Genomic DNA, 19497 nt, shown 5'->3' with positions numbered 1-19497 from the left:
GCAAAACGGCAGGCCGCTTCGTTCCCTGCGAGTTCATTGCACCGTTACCTTCTCGTGGAAGATGGGTTCGATCAGTTGCCGGTACCCGATCGACGACGAGCAGGCACTGTCACGGTGCGTGCGGTTGCGTCGCGTTCGTCGTGTTCCCTCCCTGGATTCTCACCGTCGTTCAGGTGGATTCTGTCCGCGTACTCGTTACTCGGCTGGGCCGGGTTCTCACCGGGTGGGAATCCGCTGGCTGCTGAAGTACTCCCGTGCGTTATCGTCAGGTACGATGATAGCGATGCTGCTCGCGTTGGCCCAGTTCGTATCGCCCGCTCGGATGCTCCGAGCGGCACGACCACTGGCGACTGGTGGTGCCACGGAGTCGGCGGCGACGCTGGCGCTGGTCAGCGTCCTCGGGTTCGCTGCAGTACTCGTTGCTACGGGGGTATTGCTGTTCTATCTGCTGCGCTATCGGAATCACGTGCTGGCCGAGCCGTACCGCGAGCGCTGGCGGTATCTCGCGGTCGGGATCGGTGCTGCCAGCGTGTACGCGGTCGCGGGACTCGTCGAACTGCTCGCCACGAGCGAGGGTCTCGTCGCCGGCGCGCGGACGTTTCGCCTGGGTGCCACGCTGTTTTTCTTCCTGTTCGGGGCCGTCGGCGTCCGGGCCATGTACCGGACTGCGACCGGCAACGACGGCGTGCTGGCGTCACGGGACCTGCCGACCTGGGTCCTGCCGGCCGTGCTCGGCACGTTCGTCTTCACGTGGTGGGCCGCGTATCTACTCGGCCCGCCGCTGGCAGTCGCGCTCGTCGAGACCGTCGGATTGGCGATCGCTGTCGTGTACACGCTCGTGTGTGCGATCGCGACCGTTCGCGAACAGGAGGGCACCAGCATCGCAGCCGTCACCAGACAGTTCACGCCGGCGCTCGTCGCGTTCGCGGCGGTCGTCGTCGCCGAACAGAGCCTCTATTACGGACTGGGCGACGCCGTGGTCGCGACCAGTTTCGTCCTGGTTGGCCGGGTCCTCGCGGCCGCGTTCCTCTTTGCGACCGCGGTCGCGATCCGTCAGCAGGGTGGCGAGATGAGCCGCCTGTACGATCCCACGACCTGGCGCGGCCACGAGGACGCCCAGTTCGACAGCGCGACGGACTGATCGTCACGACGCCCTCGCTCTTTATCTCTGCTGACATCGGGATTATTTTGACTGGCCGACGATTGTGATGCTATGCTCTCAGACTTCGGTCAGTGGTTCCGGGGCGGGAGAGAGACAGCGGGGTCAGGGGATGTGGGGAGCGACCGGGACAGCGACGACCTGCCCGTACCGCCCTATCCTCCGAACCTCGGACCGCCGCAGTTGCACTTCGTCCGTCAGATGTACGACCCGTTCGGGTTCATCGAGCGGTCGTTCGAGACGCAGGACGTCGTCCGGGTTCGCATCCCCAGTCAAGGGGACGTGTACGGACTCGGTCATCCCGACTACCTAAAGCGCGCGTTGCTGACCGACCGCGAGCGGTTTCGCAAGAGCGAGGACTTCCGCATCGCCTTCGGTGAGGGGTTGCTGACCGTCGAGGGAGACGAGTGGCAAAAACAGCGGGACGTGCTCCAGCCGCTGTTCTCGCGGGAGAGCGTGACGGGGTACGCAGACGGGATGGTAGAGCAGATTCGCCGTCGAACCCGTCGGTGGGCCGACGGGGAGCGGCTCGCACTCCAGCAGGAGTGCAGAGACATGGCCCTGGACGTGCTGTTCGCGACGGTGCTCGGCCGCGAACTCGAACTCGACGGGGACGAGCGGCTCCGGGAGGCGGCCGAAGCGCTGAACGAGTGGTTTCGGCCCACCTCGTACGTGCTTCCCCAGTGGCTGCCGACGCCGGCGCGTCGACGGTTCAAACGGGGAAAACGGACGCTCCGGGCCGAAGCCGACCGGTTGCTCGACGCCGCGGCTGGGAATGGCTCGACGGAGCCGGCGGCGGCGACGGATCTCCTCTCCCTGCTCGTCGGACTGCGGGAGGCAGGGGCGACCGACAGCGGGATGCTGTCGGACGAGCGGCTCCGCGATCAGCTGGTGACTCTCATCTTCGCTGGACACGACACCTCGGCGACGACGTTGACGTTCGCGTTCTGGGCGCTGGCGACGAACCCGACGGTCCGCGAACGGTTTCACGCGGAGGTGGACGCCCTCGACGGGCCACCGACGATCGCTGACGTCGACGACCTCGAGGTCACGGAGCGGATCGTCACAGAGACGTTGCGGCTGTTTCCGCCCGTCTACATGCTGCCGCGGGAAACGGACGCCGACGTCGTCGTCGACGGCTACCGGATTCCAGAGGACTCGGTCGTCACCCTCCCGATTCGCGTCGTCCAGCGAGACGAGCGCTTCTTCGAGGAGCCCGATACGTTCCGGCCCTCGCGGTGGGCTGGCGACCTCCGGACCGACCTGCACGATTTCGCGTACGCGCCGTTCGGCGGCGGCCCGCGCATCTGTATCGGTCGCCAGTTCGCGCTGCTGGAGGCGCAGCTCGTCCTCGCGACGATCGGTCGTGAGTACGAACTGTATTGGCTCGGTGACGACGACGGAGAGCCGCCGGTGTCGCCGCAGATAACGACTCGGATGCCGGAGGGCCGGGAGTTCCTCGTCACCGAGCGGTGACTTACTGGGGCTCGAAGCGGTGACAGACGATCTCGGACTCGTCGTCCCACTCGAAATTGTCGTGGGCGTGTTCGAGGATCTCTTTGTAATGGGCGAGGTCTCTGGCTCCCTCTGCACGAGCGTCGGCGTCGGTCATGTCGCCGAGCGTGCGATCGGTTACCTCGACGATCTCGAACGTCGTCTCGCCGACGGTAAACGTATCGCCAACGTCGGCGTACTGCTGTCCGCGATGAATCTGCGTCACGTCGCCGGCGACTGCCTGTTCGCGCATGCGCTCGCTCGGAAGCAGCGTGTCGGGGTCGATCTCTCCCATACCCGGTATTCGGGCCACGCGCGCAAAAACAATTGGCCGCCGTCCCACAGGTAGTCGGTGACTAATAGACAGTGTGGAAAGAGAGAGGTGGTGTGGTAACCGGCTCGAGTGAAGAGCCAGATGGCGTCACGAGACGTCGATGTGGGGGGTGGGGGAAATGTGGGGTGGTTCCGTTGCCGTCCCGTGACAGTAGGACGTACCTACCCAGGGTACAAAGCCCTCACGACTTGCCACTCGTGTGTGGGTGGTTATCACCGATCCGGACAATACTGCTCTCCCGTCAGAAGTCGGCCTGCGAGAGCCAGTCGATGCCGGCGAGGACGAACCACGCCATCCAGACGACGAAGACGACGAGCCACGCGCCGTACTGTGCGACCGGGTGGGGTACCAGGAGGTAGACGACGGCCAACAGTCCGGACACGACCCCGAGCGCACTGAGGTTCCGTCGGTTGACCGCGAGGACGGGACTCATCATCTCGCGTGTACGCGCGCGTCCCACAAAAGGAATCGTGCGGGTGCTCAGTCGACCAGGCCGTACCCGCGTCGGAACAGTGCGATGTCGACGAGGATCACCGCCAGCGTCAGTCCGGTGAGGACGACGAGCGACAGGCCGGGCTTAACGTCCGAGTACCCGAGGAAGCCGTAGCGGACGCCGTTGACCATGTACACCATCGGATTGAGGAGCGAGAGCGTCTGATAGAGCGGCGGCAGGATGTCGAGCGAGTAGAACACGCCGCCGAAGAACGTCAACGGGCGGACGATGAACTGGTTCATCACGGTCAGGTAGTCGAAATCCCGCGCCCAGAGGCCGCCGATGACGCCGAAGCCCGCGAACAGCAGACTGATGACGAGCATGAACGCGACGAGATACAGCGGCTGGGCGACGCTCACTGAGGTAAAGCCCAGGCCGACCAGGCCGATGATGATCCCGACCAGCACGCCCCGGAGCGCCGACGAGAAGATGTAGGCGAGCACCATCGACGTGTACGGGAGCGGTGAGGTCAGCACCTCGTGGATGTACTCGTTCCAGCGGCCGTGGAAGATCGAGAACGAAGCGTTCTCGAAGGCGTTCGAGATCGCGCCGAGCACGATCAGGCCGGGCAGGATGAACACGATGTAGGAGAACCCGGCGATCTGGTCGATGCGACCGCCGAGAATGACGCCGAACACCGAGAAGTAGAGGACGTTCGTGATGGCCGGCGGCAGGAAGGTGTTGCGCGGCCGACGGACGAACCGCAGGACTTCCCGTCGGAACAGCGTCCGGAACCCGGTCGGGAACAGGCGATCGAGGACGCTCGACTCCGCGTCGCCGTGCGCGTCGGTCGGACGCTCGCCGTTACCAGCGAGCGCGTCGGTGGAATCTCGACTCACGCTTCGATGGCACTCTCCGTGCGGGTCAGATCGACGAACACCTCTTCGAGGGAGGCACGTTTGATGTCCAGGTCGCTCACTTCGTACCCCTGTGACTCCAGTTCGCGCAGCACGTCCGGGACGATGGCCGTTCCGCGTGCAGCGGTCACGACGAGCCGGTCGTCAGTCAGCGTGACGTCGCGGACGTCGGGAAGGCCGAGCGAGGGCGCAGTCGACGGTGGCGACCGGAAACCGATCGTGAGCTTATCGGTCCCGCGATTCATCAGCTCGTCGGGACTGGCGACCTCGACTTTCCGGCCCTGATCCATGATGGCGACGCGATCGCAGAGCCGCTCTGCCTCTTCGATGTAGTGGGTGGTGAGCAAGATCGTGGTACCGTCGTCGTTCAGATCCGTAATGAGGTCCCAGAGGTCGCGTCGAAGTTCGACGTCGACGCCGGCCGTCGGCTCGTCCAGGATGAGCAGATCCGGGTCCGAGACGAGTGCGCGGGCGAGCATGAACCGGCGTTTCATCCCGCCGGAGAGCCAGTCGAATCGGGTGTCTCGCTTGTCGTAGATGCCCACGGTTCGGAGCGCTTCTTCGGCCCGGCGGCTGGCCTCCGCCCGGGAAATCCCGTGGTAGCCCGCTTTGTGTTCGAGGACTTCCTTGATCGGGAAGAACCGGTCCACGTTGAACTCCTGGGGGGCGAGTCCGATGGCGTCCCGCGCCTGTTGGTACTCGCGTTCGACGTCGTGGCCGAATACGCTCACGTCGCCGTCCGTGCTGTGGACCAGGCCGACGAGGATGTTGATGAACGTGGTCTTTCCGGCACCGTTCGGTCCAAGCAGGCCGAAGAACTCGCCGGATTCGACGGCGAGATCGAGCCCGTCGAGGGCCCGCACGTCGCCGTAATCCTTCTCGAGATCTCGGGCCCGAATTGCCTGCGGCATGTCCGGAACCTGTGGTCGCGAGCGGTTAAGCAGTACGAACTCCCTTCCGTCTTTGGGGGTTGTTTTCTGCCGTACGGTACAGTTAATTCGTAAACTTCCCGCATTCGAATTTTCCTTCCTGGTCGGAACATTGATGTAACTTGGTATCCATGTCGGGGCCAAGAGACCGAACGCGAGTTGGCTCCGATCGGTCCGTGGACGAAGTGACCGCGACCGAGCTAACTACCGGGGGGACGGCACCACATCGTCGTAGCGCGCAGTGTGCAAAGCGGTAGCCGGGTATCTCGCAGTGGATCGGTCGCTGTGCTCGGCGTTGGTGCTGCTGACTGGTCGGTGGTCGGGGACTCGCGGCAGGTCTGTGAGGACTGACGCATGTACGACACCAAACGATTAGCCAGCGGCGTTGGCGTGTTGCTCTCGTTGTGGGCGCTCGTCGGACTGCTGGTGATGAGTTCCGGGGTGGGGTTAGCTGTCTCGGCACCACTGTCCCCGTCGGGGGGGTTCGTCGTGGAGGCGAACTATCTGGGTGCGGAGCAATCGATCTCGACGGCGTCGAAAACGAGAACGACCGGCGTTCCCGCTGCGAAGTTCCGGATTACGAAGAGCTACGCGGAGTATCTGACGCTGAAGAAGACGCTCGACGTGAGCGACGTGCCCGGTCTCAACGGGACGATGCGGCTGTTGATCCAGAGTGACACGGCGACGCTGCAGGGCGTGACGTTCAGGACGAACGATTTGACGGCCAGCACCGCACGCTGGCGCGGGTTCGTCCTCGACGAGCGCTACAACGAGTCGCGGTTCGAGCAGTTCTACTCGTACGCGGGGCCGAACCCGGAAGACGCGCCGAACACGGACGACCCGATGGAAGTCGGCGGGAGCACGCCGGGCGCCGTCAAAAAGAGTGAGAAGCCCGGATTCCAGCTGTACAACGCACGAATCGAGATGTCGAGTCTGACTGCCGATCAGGTCCAGCTGTCGAACCTCGACCTGCGGGTGCAGTGGGACGTCAACAGCGACGGGGATTACGAGTATGGCACGTAACACGGACACCGACCGAGGCGCGCAGGACCACGAGACGAACGCTGACGACTCGCCGGCAGACGCTCCCACCGGATCGGGATTGGGTGCGTGGGCGAGCGGTCGGCCGTCTGCGGGTGCGCTCCTCCTTGCACTCGGGAGCCTGGTGCTCACCTGGCAGGCGACTGCGCTGCTGGGCGGTGCCTCGCTGTCACGCGTGACGCCGGCTGGCATCGCGGGCGTGGCGGCGCCGTTGATCGCGTTCGTCGCCGCCCTCGTCGTCGTCGCCCGCCCTGCTCACTCGGCTGTCGCGGGCGCGATCGGTGGCGGCGTCGCGCTGGCGGACGTCGTCGGGATGCTGTACGCCCCGACCCCGATCGAGCATCCGAAGGTGGTGTTCTCCGCACTGCTCGTCGCGGGCGTCGGCGCGGTCCTCTGTGTGGGGTGGCGGGCGAGCGGACCGGCCGTTCGCTTCGGCCGGTTCGACTCCGTCCTCGGCCACGGGCGGTCCCTGCTCGTCGTCGGCATGGTCGCGCTCCTGATCCTCAACGGTGCGCCCGCCGTGACTGCACAGGAGCGGGTCCCCCAGCAGCAGGGCGAACTCGGTGGACTCGTCCTCGACCAGGGAACGCTCGACGCGGGCTTTTACAGCTATCAGGCGAACTGCCCGCAGCCCGAAGACCCGCTGATCACGATGCCGATCGACTTCGATTTCACCGAGCCGTGTCTCGACGCAAACGTCGATTCGAGTGAGCGGGCGGCAGGCTCGTTCGACCGCGTCGCGCGCCAGCAACTGGACAGCGCGAAGGGCCGGAAGGTCATCATCAACGACTTCCTCATCTTCAAGAACTTCTACAACCGGGACAAGAACACGTTCGAACACGTCGAACTCTCGGCGACGCAGGCGATCGCCGACACGGAGGACGGCGAGGACCCTCGGGCGGTGTCGGTGTACATCTCGGAGTACCGCGCCGAGAACAACGAGGCGCGGCTGAACCTCGTGGACATCCCGCTGATCGAGGACCCCGGGATCAAGGTCGACAACGTCGACTACTGGACCTGTACGCCTCAAAACGAGTCCGGGCAGGGGACGATCAACGACATCCGATTCAAAGTGGACTCGAACCCGACGCTCACCGACGGCAAGGACGCGACCCTGCTTGGCCACCAGCTCGGGAGTACGAAGACGACGCTGACTAACTTCAAGCTAAAAGTCAGGCCGGGCAAGCGTGATCGCCCGGTGGCGGACGCACACCCCACGGAACCGCCGTCGAACTGCCTGAACGGAACCATGACGGACTGACTATGATCGTGTCACTCTCCTCAACGCAGAGCGGCGATGGGGCCGTGAGCGAGACCGAGGCGTCGATGACCGGCGACGAGACCATTACGTTCGGCGAGTGGCGAGCGACCCGCCCCTTCTGGGGGGCACTGGCCCTCATCGCCGGCGGTCTCGTCATCGCCTGGCCGTCGCTGCAGTTTCTCCTGCAGACGAGCATGCTCCAGAGCCAGTCGGTCGTCAGTCTGGGTGTGGTCGTCGGCGCGCTGCTCGTCTTCCTCGGCGTCGGCGTGCTTACGCGCCCCGAGTACTCGACGGCGATCGGACTCGCCGGGCTCGTCCTGGCGACGATCTCGTTCCCCGTCGCGTTCGGTGGGCTCCTCGTCGGCATGGTCGTCGCGAGCGTCGGGAGTATCCTCTGTTTCGCCTGGACGCCGGCCGACGAAAACGTACCGGTAGCCGAGTGACCCCCCCAGAAAAGTGGCTTCGCGCGATCTAACGGGCCTCGGAGCGCCGCGTTACCGCCCGAGCTTCTCGCGGCTGACCTTGACGCCGCGAGGGGTGATGATGATCTGGTCTTCGTCCTTCTGGACGATGTCGCCGCCGACGCCGCGAGCGACCTGCTGCAGTTCGTCCGTGATCTGATCCATCGTCCGGTCCTGGGTCGTGTGCCGCGTGATGTCGGCGATCACGATGTCACCGGCGTAGACGGTGTCTTTGATGTCGATGACGTCCTGCTTCTCGCTGATGCGAGCGATGTGGACCTGCGTTTCTGCTTCCGGTTCCGGTGCGTTGACCCCATCGAGTTCAACGTAGTCGTCCGTTCGCCGTGACGCCCCGGCGTCCCCGATGAGTTTGTTCATGAAGCCCATACACCGCAAACTCTCCGGGAAAAGTATAGGTTTTTCGTCAGACATATATAAATAATATGAGACTAGGTCGGGCGCGCTTCGGGACGGTGGTTCCTGCGGCGACCGCTGGCCGACCGGGGAGTAGCCGGTCAGGCTTGGCAGTAGGAGATCGCTTCGCGGACGGCGGGTTTGCGGCCGATGAACGTGAGGTGGTCGCCGCGTTCGATCGTCTCGTCGGCGTGTGGGATGCGGTTGTCGTCCTCGCGACTGATGAGTGCGATGTAACAGTCGTCGGGCAGCTCGTCGGCGAGTTCCGAGACGGTCGTGCCCGCAGTGGCGGCGGCGGTCACCTCGACCTCCTGGACGTCGCCGGTGCGGTCCAGTTCGGTCATCCAGCGGGCGATCGCCGGCCGCTCGATCACGTTGTCCATCGACCAGGCGACGGACATTCCCGTCGAGATCGGTTCGATGTCGAGGTCCTCGAAGGCGTCGACGTTGGCGGGTTCGTTCACGCGGGCGACGACCGTTCCGACGTCGAACGTGTTCCTGGCGAGTTGCCCGACCAGCAGGTTCACGTCGTCCGAGCGGGTCGCGCTGGCCACGACTTTGGCGTTCTCGGCGCCCGCCGCTCGCAGTGTCTCGCGCTTGGTGCCGTCGCCCTGCCGGGCGGTGAACCCGTCCGTGCGCAGTTGGTCGACCTTGGATTCGTTTTTCTCGATGATGACGACGTCTTCCCCGCGGTCTTCCAGTCGCTCTGCGAGTGCTTTGCCCACGCGACCGCCGCCGACGATCAGGACGCGCATCGGAATCACGTTCAGTGTCTGTGCGATGTGTCGTGCCAGGCCCCCTTGAAACACGACGGTCGCGAGAATGACGAGGAACACCGTGCCGACGAGCGTCGTCGCCGCGCTGGGGTTCTGGGACTGGAGTTCGAGCGCGAACAGCGTGGCGACGCTAGCCGGAATGATTCCCCGCGGCCCGATGGCGCTGACGAACAGCCGCTCTCGAACCGTCAGTCGGTCGCCGACGGTACAGAGCATGACCAGGACGGGTCGGAGGATGACCGCCACGCCGACGACGACGAGCAGCCCGCCGATGCCCAGCGCCCGGAGGTCGGACAGCGACAACAGGGACGCGAGGACGATGAACACGAAGGCGAGCACGAGCAGCGTCACGTCGCCTTTGAACTGCTCGATGTCCTCGCGGTAGGGAATTTCGACGTTTCCGAGGACGAACCCGCTGGCCGCGACGGCGGCGATACCTGCTTCGGTGACGAACGTCTCGGCGACGCTGTATGCCGCAAGTGCCGCGATGAGGACGATGAGCCGGGCGTTCCGCGGTGCGTTCTCAACGGACAGGTCGACGTGTCGAAGGAGGAACCAGACGATGGCCGCGACGGCGACGCCGACGGCGATGCCGATTCCGAGCCGTCGGAGGAACTCGACGACGACGGTTTCGAGCCCGTTGTCCTGCAGAACGACGAATTCGAACATCACGATGGCGAGGATGGCTGCGGTGACGTCGTTGACGACGCCTTCGGTCTCCAGCGTGGAGGCGACCCGCTCGCGGACGGGGACGACGTTCACGATCGGCGTGATCACGGTCGGGCCGGTCGCCACCAGCAGGGAGCCGACGAGGAAGGCCAGATCCCAGCCGGTCTCCAGGGCGTAGCGGACGACGACGGCCGTCCCGACGAACGTGCCCACGGCACCGACGGTGACGAGCCGGATCGTCTCTCTGGGCGCTTCCTGGAGCCGTTCGAGGTGGAGGTGGAAGGCGCCCTCGAAGACGATAATGGCGACGCTGAGGCCGACGATGGCCTGCAGCGTCTGAGCGCCACCGAACTCCGCTGGGGTGATGTAGCCCAGTCCCTCCGGCCCGACGATCACGCCAGCAAGGATCAGAAAGAGGACGCTCGGGACTCTGAGCCTGTCGGCGATGACCTGGGAAGCGACTCCCAGACCCATGATCGTGACGACCAGCGTGATGAGTTGCGTTGCACCTGCCACAGTTCGTCTCCGAATCGTCTGCCGCTTCGTGGTTTGCGAGCGCTACGCCGTCCGTCACTGTGTCGCGACCGAAACCGACTCTCAGACCGAGAATTCGAACAGCTCGTCGCCGACGTGGTGGATGGAGTCGACGACTTTGCCCTCGTCGCCGACCATGTCGTCACCGCTCGTTCGGGCGCGACCGATAGCCAGAATCTTGCCGTGGGTCTCCTCGGCGATGACGACCAGGTCACCCTCAGCGATGTCGTCGGTGGCTTCGGTGATCCCGGGCCGCATCACGTCCGCGCCGTCGCTGACGAACGAGATCGCGCCGGCGTCGACGGTGACGATGCTGCGCTCGGGGTCGTACTCGTTTGCGCCCTGGACCGTCAGGAACGGCTCATCATCTATGTACACCACTGCCGGCTCGCCGTCGACGAGCACGATGTCGAACGCCGTCCCCTCCAGTTCGACCTTCTCGTAGGTGTCGGCGTCGAGATCGACGCCCAACTGCTCTCCGAGGGCCGTCTCCAGGTCGGAGACGGCGTCCGCGCGAAGATGGTGTCGAGACTTGACCTGCATACCCGACCGTGTGCCCGCTCACCGCATAAATCGACCGCTCCGCGCTTCCATCCACCTCCAATTATCACATATGATACTGTGCGCCGAAGTATTTTGTCAATCCATCTCACACGTTCGGCTAGATGGCGCCCTCGTCGTCACAGCCGGTCGAGCGGTGGGCCGCGTTGCCGACTGCTGGCCAGACTGGTCGGCAGGGCGCCGACACAGAGGTGAGCCAGCTATGAGTGTTGTCGACAGGTCCGAACAGGAAGCCGACGTTCCGTTCGACCAGTTACCCGCGTTCGAGTTGGAGTGCATGTACGACGATTGGGACGACCCGTCGGAGGTCACCATCTTCTCGACGGACGAAGTAGACAGCCTGTATACTGCCTGGCTCACTGCCGACCGCGACCACGCCGTGGCGCTGTCGGACGTGCGGTGATTTTCGCCCCATACAGTTCCAGTGCCGGCTCGAAAAGTGCTAAGTAGGACCCAGTCGAACCGGTTGGTATGTGGGGTTCCCGGCGAACCCGGGACGGTTCGCAGGTCACCTGTATCGCCTGCGGGAGGTCGGTCGCCCGGAGTAACGCCCGTGAGTACGACAAACACGGCGACCGATGGGACCGCGAGAACAAGGAGTTCGAGCACCTCTGTAAGCGCTGCCATCGTGACCTCTGTCACCAGCCGCGCAGGGGCCTGGAATCGCTGCTCGTCGAGAGCGCGGCCGGCGAGTGTGACCAGGACGCGTTCCTCGCCCGGTATCACGAACTGATCGAACGGGAGCGCGACTCCCCACCGGAGTCCTGATCGGCAGTTCGCTGCGGTCAGTTCGTTCGACAAACCTAATTGTGGCCTAGTCGTACCGACCGTCATGAGCGACCAGGCCGAGGCCGGGACCGCGGAGGGGCAAGGCCCCGTCGAGATCGACGCGGAGATGGCCCGCCACCTCGCCAACAAGCGCGAGGAACTGTTCGAGAAGTTAGATATTCGCGACGAGTTCCCGCAGGCAGTGCTGGACGAAGCGAAAGAACGCACCGAGGACGTCCAGCAGGAGATCGAGGACGAAATCGACGACCGGGAGGACCTCCGGGACATGACCGCCTGGACGACCGACCCCGTCGACGCCCAGGACTTCGACGACGCGATCTCGATCGACGTTCGCGACGACGAGATCGTCCTCTGGGTCCACATCGCCGACGTCACCCACTACGTCCACCCCGACAGCGAGATGTGGACCGAAGCCCTCGAACGCGCCAACACGGTGTATCTCCCGGGCTACACCATCCACATGCTGCCGCCGATCCTCGCCGAGACCGTCTGTTCGCTGGTCCCTCACGAGGATCGCCTCGCCCACACCGTCGAGATGCACCTCGACCCGGAGACGCTCTCCTACGAGACCATCGACATCTACAAGTCCGTCATCCGGAGCGACGCGCGACTGACGTACTCCCAGGCCGAGACGCTGCTCGACGATCCGGACAGCGCCGACGACCTGCTGGAGGACGCCGACGTGGACCTCGCGACGAAGTGCGAGCAGGTGTGGGAACTCGCCGACCGACTCCACGAACAGCGCAAGGAGGACGGCTCGCTCGTCCTGAACCCCGCACGGGACCGCGCGCATACCATCATCGAGGAGTGCATGCTCAAGGCCAACAAGGCCGTCACGCACGAGCTCCAGTGGTCGCGCGGGCTCGAGGCGATGTACCGCGTCCACCCACAGCCGACGCCCGACCAGTGGAACGAGGCACTCCGAGAGATCCAGGACCTGGACGGCGTCTCCGTCTCGGCCAGCCACGACGACCCGCGGATCGCCGTCAACGAGACCCTGGAGGACGCGCCGGACCGACAGCTCCACCAGATCCAGCGCGCCGTGATGAAGGTGATGCCCCGGGCGAAGTACATGTCCGACCCCTTCGGCGGCCACCACGCACTGAACTTCGAGATCTACGGCCACTTCACCAGCCCCATCCGCCGGCTGTCGGACCTGGTCAACCACTGGATCGTCTACACCAACGACGTCCCGGTGGAACTCGCGGACCTCTGTGACCACGCCTCGGACAAACAGAAGGACGCCGAACAGTGCGAACGCGAATACCGAACGTTCCTCAACGAAGTCGGCCTTGACCCGTCCGCGGTGAACAACCGCGGCATTAAGATCGTCGACGACGAGGAGTGAACCCGGCCGTCCGCCGTCTAGTCTGACCGACGATCGAACCACTGTCTGTCGTTTTGCGACTTCCTGTCTCCTCTCCACTCCGAAGACGGACGAGTAGGATCTCAAATTAATTCCGAACTTTTCCAAGTAGAATTCTCGCGCACCGAAAGTTAGTTACTGCTGCATTTATGTTAATTATACAGCCATGGGGGCTGGGAGCATGGACACAGCGACGATTGCAGAGTACTACACCGAGAGCCACATCGACTATCAACTCATCTGGCAACTGCCCGTCAGTCACGGGCTCCACGCCGGCTACCACGATGAGGAGTACTCGACACACGGGGCGGCCGTCGAGAACATGAACCGCGTGCTCGCGGACAAGGTAGACGTCGGTCCCGACGATCGCGTCCTGGACTGTGGCTGCGGCGTCGGTGGGAGTTCCGTCTGGCTCGGCGACCACCGCGGTGCGACCGTCGAAGGGATCGACCTCGTGCCGATGCAGCTCCGAAAAGCTCGGGACCTCGCCAGCAAGCGCGGCGTCGACGACCGCGTCTCGTTCTCACGGCAGGACTTCACGAACACCGCGTACCCCGACGACTCCTTCGACGTGATCTGGGGGATCGAGGCCATCTGCCACGCCGAGGACAAGGCGGACTTCATCGCGGAGGCCGCGCGGCTGCTCGACGACGGTGGCCGGCTCGTTCTCTCCGACGGGTTCCGGGCAGTCGACCAGATGACGCCCCACGAGCGCGAGTCGATGGACAAGTGGCTCGACGGGTGGGCCGTCCCGAACCTCGCCGGTGCCGATACGTTCCGGGAAGAACTCGACGAACGCGGCTTCGACGACATCCGGTTCGAGGACGCCACCGAGAACGTCATGCCCTCCTCGAAGCGACTCTACTGGGTCAGCCGACTCGCCGCACCGATCGAGAAGGTCATGCTGAAGACGGGCCTGCGCACCGAGACCCAGGCGCAAAACCGCGTCGCCGCTCGCTACCAGCACGAAACCTTAGACGACGGCCTCTGGACCTACGGCATCTTCGCGGCCGAACGGTAGCTCCTGCACTCGCCGCGAGCCACCTGACGACGCGTCGCTTCTCAGCGGTTCGATACTACCAGAAAGCATATGCAAATGGCGTGTGAGCCGGATACTGTGCTGACGTCGTGGTGACGCACGACTGCCAGTGTTCGCCCCCGGCAGGGCGAATCCAAACCAAACCATCCATCCGATCTCGTCTCTGTCAGTAACGACGCGGGAACACGGGACCGACTCGGCGACCGGATACTTCTGACCGCCTCCGGGCGAGGCGTATGTTAACCTATGACAGCCAGGTATAAATGAGTGACGCGTAGCTATCCGTTAGCTGAGGGGTTGAAAACGCGGTGGAGATACGACGTCAGACGTTGTCGGGCTTGTCGGCGTCGTCTTCGACGGCGCGTTTCATCGAGTCGCGCCGGCTTTTCGCGTCACGTCCGGTACATTCGAGGAGGAAGTCGTTTTTCGCGTCGACGGCGTCGGCGGCGGCCTCGGCCTCGCCCGCGGCGATGACTTCTTCGGCCGGTCGCTCCTCGAAGTCGACGCCGAGTTTGTCTTTCTTGCCGCTGTATTCGACAGTGCCCGCCGTGATCCGCTCGAACACGGGATTGTCCGGGTCTTCGACGACGTACAGATCACTGCCCTTGTACTCCTCGGTGCCGCTCACCGGGCCGAAGGTCTCCTCGATCTTCGCTTTCATGTCTGGTACGCGCTCTTCTAGATGTTCGCCCCGACGCATCTTGTACTCCCGCATGAACGGACGTATACACAGGAGCCGTTTTACTCTTTTCGCGTCTGATCTTCCGCGCGGTGTTCGAGCGACCCACGGTGACAGTCCGGACAGAAGTCGCCCGCACGGAGCGACGACTCCTCGACGGAGGTCCTGAAGCCACATTCGGGACACTCGAACTCGCCTTCGGGAACGGTGATGGCTGCGCTCCCCGCCGGTTCGACGTCGGCCCCGTCGATCTGTTTCGTGAGGTTCTCCGTCGGTTCCCACTCGCTTTTGGCGGGCTCGTCCTCTTCGGGCCACTCGACTTCCGGGGCGGTCTTCGTCGCTTCGTCGTGACCGAACTCGTCGGGCCACTCCTCGGTGGTCGTCGTCTCCTCCTCGTTCTGTTCAGCCGTCGATTCGGACTCGGCGTCCGCTTCGACGCCGTGATCCGGCTCGTCGTCGGGCCATTCGCCGGGTTCCCGGTCCGGCTCGTCGTCGTCGTCATCGCCGAGGATGACCGCGTCGTCGTCAGCCGCAGTCACCGACTGGTCCGGTTCGTCCTCGCCCGTCGTGGCCGGGTCGGGCTGGTGGTCCGGTTCCTGTTCGGCGTCGCTGTCGTCGCTGGCGGGCGCCTCGTCCTCGTCTTCGGCCTCGCCGATGAGTTCGGCGTCGTCCTCGGCCGCGTCGATGTCCGGCGTCGGGGTCACTCCGGACGGGGACGAACCCGTCTCGGGTTCCTCGGCGTCGTCGTCGGTCGCGTCCTCGATCTCCTCGGCGTCGTCGGCCGCCGCGTCCTCCGCGGCCTCCAGCGACGTGACTTCCTTGTTCTCCGAGACGACGCGCTGTTTGCCACAGCGATCACAGGTTTCGACCTCCTTGATCGTGATCAGGACTTCGCTACCCTGTTCCTCTCGCTCCTCTTCGACTTTCGAACCGCTGAAATCGTGCCCGAGTAGCGAACACTTGATACCCATTGACACGATATTGCCGCCGTGCGGTAAATAAGCGTACTGCTTATCGACCTGACATCTGCCAGATGTGATGAGTCATTATTTCGAAAATAGCTGGCACGCAGTTTAGCTGCGTCCGGATGTGACCGTGTTCCGTGCGGCGGAGGAGACCGCGCACGCTGCGACTGGGTACAGGCCGTCACGGTGGGGCCGAGGGACAACTGTAAGACCCACCCGGCCGAACGGGGGAGTATGAGGGCAAAGCGGGAGTACCGCAACCGCAGCGACACGCAGGTCGCGGTGCTGGACGCTCTCGCCGACCGACGGGACGAGGGCATGACCGTTTTCGAGCTACGTTCCCGTGTGGACGCAGACATCGACGAACTGGAAACCGCGCTCGCGGACCTGAAAGCCGACGGACTCATCGAAGCGACCGACGAGGACGACCGCACAGTGATCGTCCCCGAGGACCACGCCATCGGGCAGTACGACCCCGAGGAAGACCAGTCCCTGCTGGACCAGATTCGCGCGTGGCTCGGCCGCTAACGGACCGTCCCGAACCGGTGCTTTAACGCCGTCGACGGTCCTTTTCTCGGTGATGACTGTCCTCCAGGACGTCCACGAGGATCACGGAGCGACGTTCACGGAACGTGGCGGTCGCCGCGTCGTCGACACCTACGGTCGTCCGGAGCGAACCCACCGCGCCGTCCGCAAGGTCGTCGGCGTCTGTGAGTTCGGTTACGGCGTCCTCGTCGTCGACGGCGACGACCGCCGCGAGTTCGTCGACAACGCCGTCTCCAACCGCGTCCCCGCGACCGACGGCCAGGGCTGTTACGCACTCTTGCTCGACCCACAGGGCGCGATCACGACCGAAATGTACGTCTACAACGCCGGCGAGCGCCTCCTCGTCTTCGTGCCCCCGTCACGGACCGACGCCGTCGCCGAGGACTGGGAGAGCAAGACGTTCATCCAGGACGTGTCGATCCGCGACGCCACTGACGACTTCGCCGTCTTCGGCGTCCACGGCCCCAAGGCGACCGAGAAGATCGCCAGCGTCCTCAACAAGGCCGCCTCGCCCGACGAACACCTTTCGTTCGTCCGCGGGTCCATGGTCGACGCCGGCGTCACCGTCGTTCGCGGCGACGGCCTCGCCGGCGAGGAGGGCTACGAGGTGATCTGTGCCGCCGACGCTGCCGAAGACGTGTTCGATACGCTCGTCAACCGCGGGATGAACGCCGCTCCCTTCGGCTACCGAACCTGGGACACGCTGACCCTGGAGGCCGGGACGCCACTGTTCGAGACGGAACTGGAGGGCCGCATTCCCAACGTCGCCGGCGTCCGCAACGCCCTGGACTTCGAGAAGGGCTGTTACGTCGGCCAGGAAGTCGTCTCCCGCGTCGAGAACCGCGGCCGACCCAGCCAGCGACTCGTCGGGCTCACCGTCGAGGCGGTCCCCGACGCCGGCGCAGCCGTCTTCGCCGGTGACAGCGCCGTCGGCGAAGTGACGCGCGCCGTCGACAGCCCTGACCGCGAGGAGCCGATCGCGCTCGCGTTCGTCGACTTCGAGACCGACGCCGAGGACCTGACCGTCCGCGTCGCGGGCGAGGACGTGGCCGCGTCCGTCGTCGACCTCCCGTTCGTCGACGGGTCGGACGCCTCTGCGCGACTGCCGACGTATCCGGCTGCCGAGTGAGCGGTTCCGGGTCGACCACGGTTACAAAAAGGCTATAATTACCGTTCGGCGAGTTTCGCTCATGTGTGTCACTCCCCTCGACTCCGAAGACGCGGTCGAACGCTTTCGGTCGGTCGTCGAGGTCGCTGGCGTGCCGATCTACACGCTCGATAGCAACGGTCGGTTCACGTACGTGAACGCCGCGCTGTCGTCGGCAGCCGGCTACGACCGGGCGTCGCTCGTGGGGGAACACGTCTCAGTTCTGCTCCGTGATCGAGACGTCGAGCGCTGCCGCTCGGCGATTCGTCAACTCCTCGAAACGGGGAGGCGGACCTGCGAGATGACCGTCGCGGCCCGGGACGCGTCCGGCCAGCACCTGACTGCCGACCTCTCGATCTCCCTGCTCCCGCTCGACAACGGCTTCCAGGGAACCGTCGGCGTCGTCCAGAACCTCTCGTCCGACGGCGACGAGGACTGACGACGGGAGCCAGGGCTGGACCGCGGTACTCGTCAGTCTCTCGTTGTCGCCCGCTCGCCGGCGTCGACCCAGCGCGATTGCACTGCCTCCAGCGCGGAGAAGCCGCCGAAGGACGCGAGCACCATACCGGCGAACTGCGTCGTCGCGATCATGGGTGCGTCCACGTCGTACTGGAGCGGCGCGAGGATGAGCCAGACGCCGAAGACAGTCGCCATCACCGCCGCTGCGAAGTGCGGTCGGCCGCTTCGCCAGACCGCGTAGACGTTGTATCCTGCGAAGATGCCGCCGACGAGTCCCGACAGCGAGATCCCGCCGCGCGGCCCGGGCGGGACGTTCAGGGCGAAGGGAGCGATGATCGCCAGCGGGCAGGCCAGCAGTGCGAGGACGGCCGCAGCCAGTGTGAATCTTGAAGCGCGCATGTCTCGTCACACGGCCGGGAGCGCCTTCAGGCTCAGTCTCAGGTGCGCGACAGCAGCGCTTTCAACTGTTCCGTCGAGAACATCGTGCTCGGTCGGTCCATGTGGACGCCGATCTCACCAGAGAACGCTCGCATGCCGACTTCCTGAACCGGTCCCGGCATCGAGTAGCCGGCCCTGACGAGGTGGCCCAGGCGAATCTCCGAGCGCAGGTCGTCGCGCCAGGCCCGCTCGTAGTCCCCGAGCGACCCCGGATCTGTCGGATCGATCTCCCGTGCAGCGTGGTCGGCGGCCGTCATCCCGTAGAGGATGCCGCCCCCGGTGAACGGCTTGGTCTGGGCGGCGGCGTCCCCGATCAGGAACCCCCGCCGCCCCGTCACGCGCTTCGGTGGGCCGATTGGAATCAGTCCCGAACAGCGACGGGTCGTCTCGGCGCCGTACGCGTCGGTAAAGGCCTCGAACTCGGCGCGCACGTCGTCGCCGGGCGGCGTCGCCAGGCCGTACTCCACGCCGGCGTCCCCGCGCGGGATGCGCCAGGCGAAGAACGTCGGGACTGTCAGGTGGACGTCCACGAAATCGTCGTGGTCGGGCTCCTCGGTGAATCCGAGGACGCCGTGGAGCAACTCACCCGGCTCCGGGAGGCCGAGTTCGGTCCGGACGCGTGACCGTGGCCCGTCACAGCCCACGACCATGCGCGCCTGATACGTATCAGTCCCGTCCGGTCCGCGGGCCGTCACCTCCACGTGGTCGCGCCGCTCGCGCACCGACAGGACCGTGTGTCGCTCTCTGAGGTCCGCACCGGCGTCACGGGCCGCGTCCGCGAGTGTTTTGTCCAGGCCGACGCGGTCGATCACGTTCGAGATCACCTCGTCCTTGTAGAAGGGATGCGCGTCGCTCTCGGGGCCACCGCGGTGGAACCGTGCGCCGGACACCTCGTTCTGGAGGAGTTCCTCACGCGCCCCCGGCGGGGTGTACTCCCAGACGTCCGTGCTGACGTGGCCCGAACAGGCCAGCGGCTTCCCCACCTCTCCCTGCTCGAAGACGAGGACGTCGTGCCCACACTCGGTGGCCCGGCGGGCGAACCGCGAACCCGCCGGCCCGGCACCCACCACGACGAAGTCGTACATG

23 protein-coding genes are annotated in these 19497 nt (G+C 65.1%); 12 read left to right on the top strand and 11 right to left on the bottom strand.

What is annotated here, in order from left to right; translation table 11 throughout:
• Positions 1–283 precede the first annotated feature (283 nt).
• Together ACFR9U_RS12370 and ACFR9U_RS12365 are read left to right on the top strand one after the other, a co-directional pair.
• Complete coding sequence (locus ACFR9U_RS12370) at positions 284–1141, top strand: hypothetical protein (RefSeq protein WP_247380665.1); 858 nt, start codon at positions 284–286, stop codon at positions 1139–1141.
• Between the two features lie 72 nt (positions 1142–1213).
• Positions 1214–2635 (top strand): cytochrome P450, encoded by a 1422-nt coding sequence (locus tag ACFR9U_RS12365; RefSeq protein WP_247380667.1) that lies wholly within the window; start codon positions 1214–1216, stop codon positions 2633–2635.
• Between the two features lies 1 nt (position 2636).
• On the opposite strand, the gene ACFR9U_RS12360 is transcribed toward ACFR9U_RS12365, so the two are convergent.
• From ACFR9U_RS12360 to ACFR9U_RS12345, 4 genes are all read right to left on the bottom strand, one after another.
• Positions 2637–2948, bottom strand: a complete 312-nt coding sequence (locus ACFR9U_RS12360; protein WP_247380669.1) for an ASCH domain-containing protein — start codon at positions 2946–2948, stop codon at positions 2637–2639.
• A gap of 280 nt (positions 2949–3228) precedes the next feature.
• Positions 3229–3420, bottom strand: a complete 192-nt coding sequence (locus ACFR9U_RS12355) for a hypothetical protein (RefSeq protein WP_345893405.1) — start codon at positions 3418–3420, stop codon at positions 3229–3231.
• A 47-nt stretch (positions 3421–3467) separates the two neighbouring features.
• Positions 3468–4229 (bottom strand): ABC transporter permease, encoded by a 762-nt coding sequence (locus tag ACFR9U_RS12350; RefSeq protein ID WP_247380925.1) that lies wholly within the window; start codon positions 4227–4229, stop codon positions 3468–3470.
• Positions 4230–4315: 86 nt separating this feature from the next.
• The gene (locus tag ACFR9U_RS12345) at positions 4316–5248 is read right to left on the bottom strand and encodes an ABC transporter ATP-binding protein (RefSeq protein WP_247380673.1); all 933 of its coding nucleotides are present in this window, start codon (positions 5246–5248) and stop codon (positions 4316–4318) included.
• A gap of 372 nt (positions 5249–5620) precedes the next feature.
• Between ACFR9U_RS12345 and ACFR9U_RS12340 the strand changes: the two genes are divergently transcribed.
• Genes ACFR9U_RS12340 through ACFR9U_RS12330 form a run of 3 tightly spaced genes read left to right on the top strand, consistent with a single transcriptional unit; the run spans position 5621 to position 8011 of the window.
• Positions 5621–6289: a hypothetical protein gene (locus ACFR9U_RS12340; protein ID WP_247380675.1), complete on the top strand. Its 669-nt coding sequence runs from the start codon at positions 5621–5623 to the stop codon at positions 6287–6289.
• Positions 6279–7568, top strand: coding sequence for a hypothetical protein (locus ACFR9U_RS12335; RefSeq protein ID WP_247380677.1), 1290 nt, complete (start codon positions 6279–6281; stop codon positions 7566–7568). The genes ACFR9U_RS12340 and ACFR9U_RS12335 overlap by 11 nt, the downstream gene beginning before the upstream one ends.
• A gap of 8 nt (positions 7569–7576) precedes the next feature.
• On the top strand, positions 7577–8011 hold the full coding sequence (locus ACFR9U_RS12330) for a DUF6114 domain-containing protein (protein WP_247380679.1): 435 nt from the start codon (positions 7577–7579) through the stop codon (positions 8009–8011).
• Between the two features lie 51 nt (positions 8012–8062).
• Here ACFR9U_RS12330 and ACFR9U_RS12325 read toward each other — a convergent pair whose 3' ends face one another.
• From ACFR9U_RS12325 to ACFR9U_RS12315, 3 genes are all read right to left on the bottom strand, one after another.
• Positions 8063–8416 (bottom strand): cell division protein SepF, encoded by a 354-nt coding sequence (locus tag ACFR9U_RS12325; protein WP_247380682.1) that lies wholly within the window; start codon positions 8414–8416, stop codon positions 8063–8065.
• 128 nt (positions 8417–8544) lie between these two features.
• The gene (locus ACFR9U_RS12320; RefSeq protein WP_247380928.1) at positions 8545–10362 is read right to left on the bottom strand and encodes a cation:proton antiporter domain-containing protein; all 1818 of its coding nucleotides are present in this window, start codon (positions 10360–10362) and stop codon (positions 8545–8547) included.
• 123 nt (positions 10363–10485) lie between these two features.
• Positions 10486–10965: an RNA-binding protein gene (locus tag ACFR9U_RS12315; protein WP_247380684.1), complete on the bottom strand. Its 480-nt coding sequence runs from the start codon at positions 10963–10965 to the stop codon at positions 10486–10488.
• Between the two features lie 220 nt (positions 10966–11185).
• Here ACFR9U_RS12315 and ACFR9U_RS12310 point away from each other — a divergent pair, with 220 nt between their 5' ends.
• From ACFR9U_RS12310 to ACFR9U_RS12295, 4 genes are all read left to right on the top strand, one after another.
• On the top strand, positions 11186–11386 hold the full coding sequence (locus tag ACFR9U_RS12310) for a DUF7511 domain-containing protein (RefSeq protein ID WP_247380685.1): 201 nt from the start codon (positions 11186–11188) through the stop codon (positions 11384–11386).
• 68 nt (positions 11387–11454) lie between these two features.
• A complete protein-coding gene (locus tag ACFR9U_RS12305; RefSeq protein WP_247380687.1) occupies positions 11455–11751 on the top strand; it encodes a DUF7562 family protein in 297 nt (98 codons plus the stop codon).
• Positions 11752–11815: 64 nt separating this feature from the next.
• Positions 11816–13120: an RNB domain-containing ribonuclease gene (locus tag ACFR9U_RS12300; protein WP_247380689.1), complete on the top strand. Its 1305-nt coding sequence runs from the start codon at positions 11816–11818 to the stop codon at positions 13118–13120.
• A gap of 199 nt (positions 13121–13319) precedes the next feature.
• The gene (locus ACFR9U_RS12295; RefSeq protein ID WP_247380690.1) at positions 13320–14159 is read left to right on the top strand and encodes a methyltransferase domain-containing protein; all 840 of its coding nucleotides are present in this window, start codon (positions 13320–13322) and stop codon (positions 14157–14159) included.
• Positions 14160–14499: 340 nt separating this feature from the next.
• Here ACFR9U_RS12295 and ACFR9U_RS12290 read toward each other — a convergent pair whose 3' ends face one another.
• A complete protein-coding gene (locus ACFR9U_RS12290; protein WP_247380692.1) occupies positions 14500–14892 on the bottom strand; it encodes a DUF5611 family protein in 393 nt (130 codons plus the stop codon).
• Between the two features lie 26 nt (positions 14893–14918).
• Positions 14919–15827: a DUF7093 family protein gene (locus tag ACFR9U_RS12285; RefSeq protein ID WP_247380694.1), complete on the bottom strand. Its 909-nt coding sequence runs from the start codon at positions 15825–15827 to the stop codon at positions 14919–14921.
• A 228-nt stretch (positions 15828–16055) separates the two neighbouring features.
• Between ACFR9U_RS12285 and ACFR9U_RS12280 the strand changes: the two genes are divergently transcribed.
• From ACFR9U_RS12280 to ACFR9U_RS12270, 3 genes are all read left to right on the top strand, one after another.
• A complete protein-coding gene (locus ACFR9U_RS12280) occupies positions 16056–16349 on the top strand; it encodes a DUF6432 family protein (RefSeq protein ID WP_247380696.1) in 294 nt (97 codons plus the stop codon).
• Positions 16350–16401: 52 nt separating this feature from the next.
• Positions 16402–17496, top strand: a complete 1095-nt coding sequence (gene ygfZ, locus ACFR9U_RS12275) for a CAF17-like 4Fe-4S cluster assembly/insertion protein YgfZ (protein ID WP_247380698.1) — start codon at positions 16402–16404, stop codon at positions 17494–17496.
• Between the two features lie 61 nt (positions 17497–17557).
• A complete protein-coding gene (locus tag ACFR9U_RS12270; RefSeq protein WP_247380700.1) occupies positions 17558–17953 on the top strand; it encodes a PAS domain-containing protein in 396 nt (131 codons plus the stop codon).
• 32 nt (positions 17954–17985) lie between these two features.
• Here ACFR9U_RS12270 and ACFR9U_RS12265 read toward each other — a convergent pair whose 3' ends face one another.
• Together ACFR9U_RS12265 and ACFR9U_RS12260 are read right to left on the bottom strand one after the other, a co-directional pair.
• Positions 17986–18372 (bottom strand): hypothetical protein, encoded by a 387-nt coding sequence (locus ACFR9U_RS12265; protein WP_247380702.1) that lies wholly within the window; start codon positions 18370–18372, stop codon positions 17986–17988.
• A gap of 38 nt (positions 18373–18410) precedes the next feature.
• A complete protein-coding gene (locus ACFR9U_RS12260; protein WP_247380704.1) occupies positions 18411–19496 on the bottom strand; it encodes a geranylgeranyl reductase family protein in 1086 nt (361 codons plus the stop codon).
• Position 19497: the final 1 nt, after the last annotated feature.

This window comes from Halorientalis brevis, from assembly GCF_042678165.1.
Taxonomy (GTDB): Archaea; Halobacteriota; Halobacteria; order Halobacteriales; family Haloarculaceae; genus Halorientalis; species Halorientalis brevis.
Note: the sequence above shows the minus strand (reverse complement) of the source record. Positions and strands in the feature narration are given on the sequence as shown.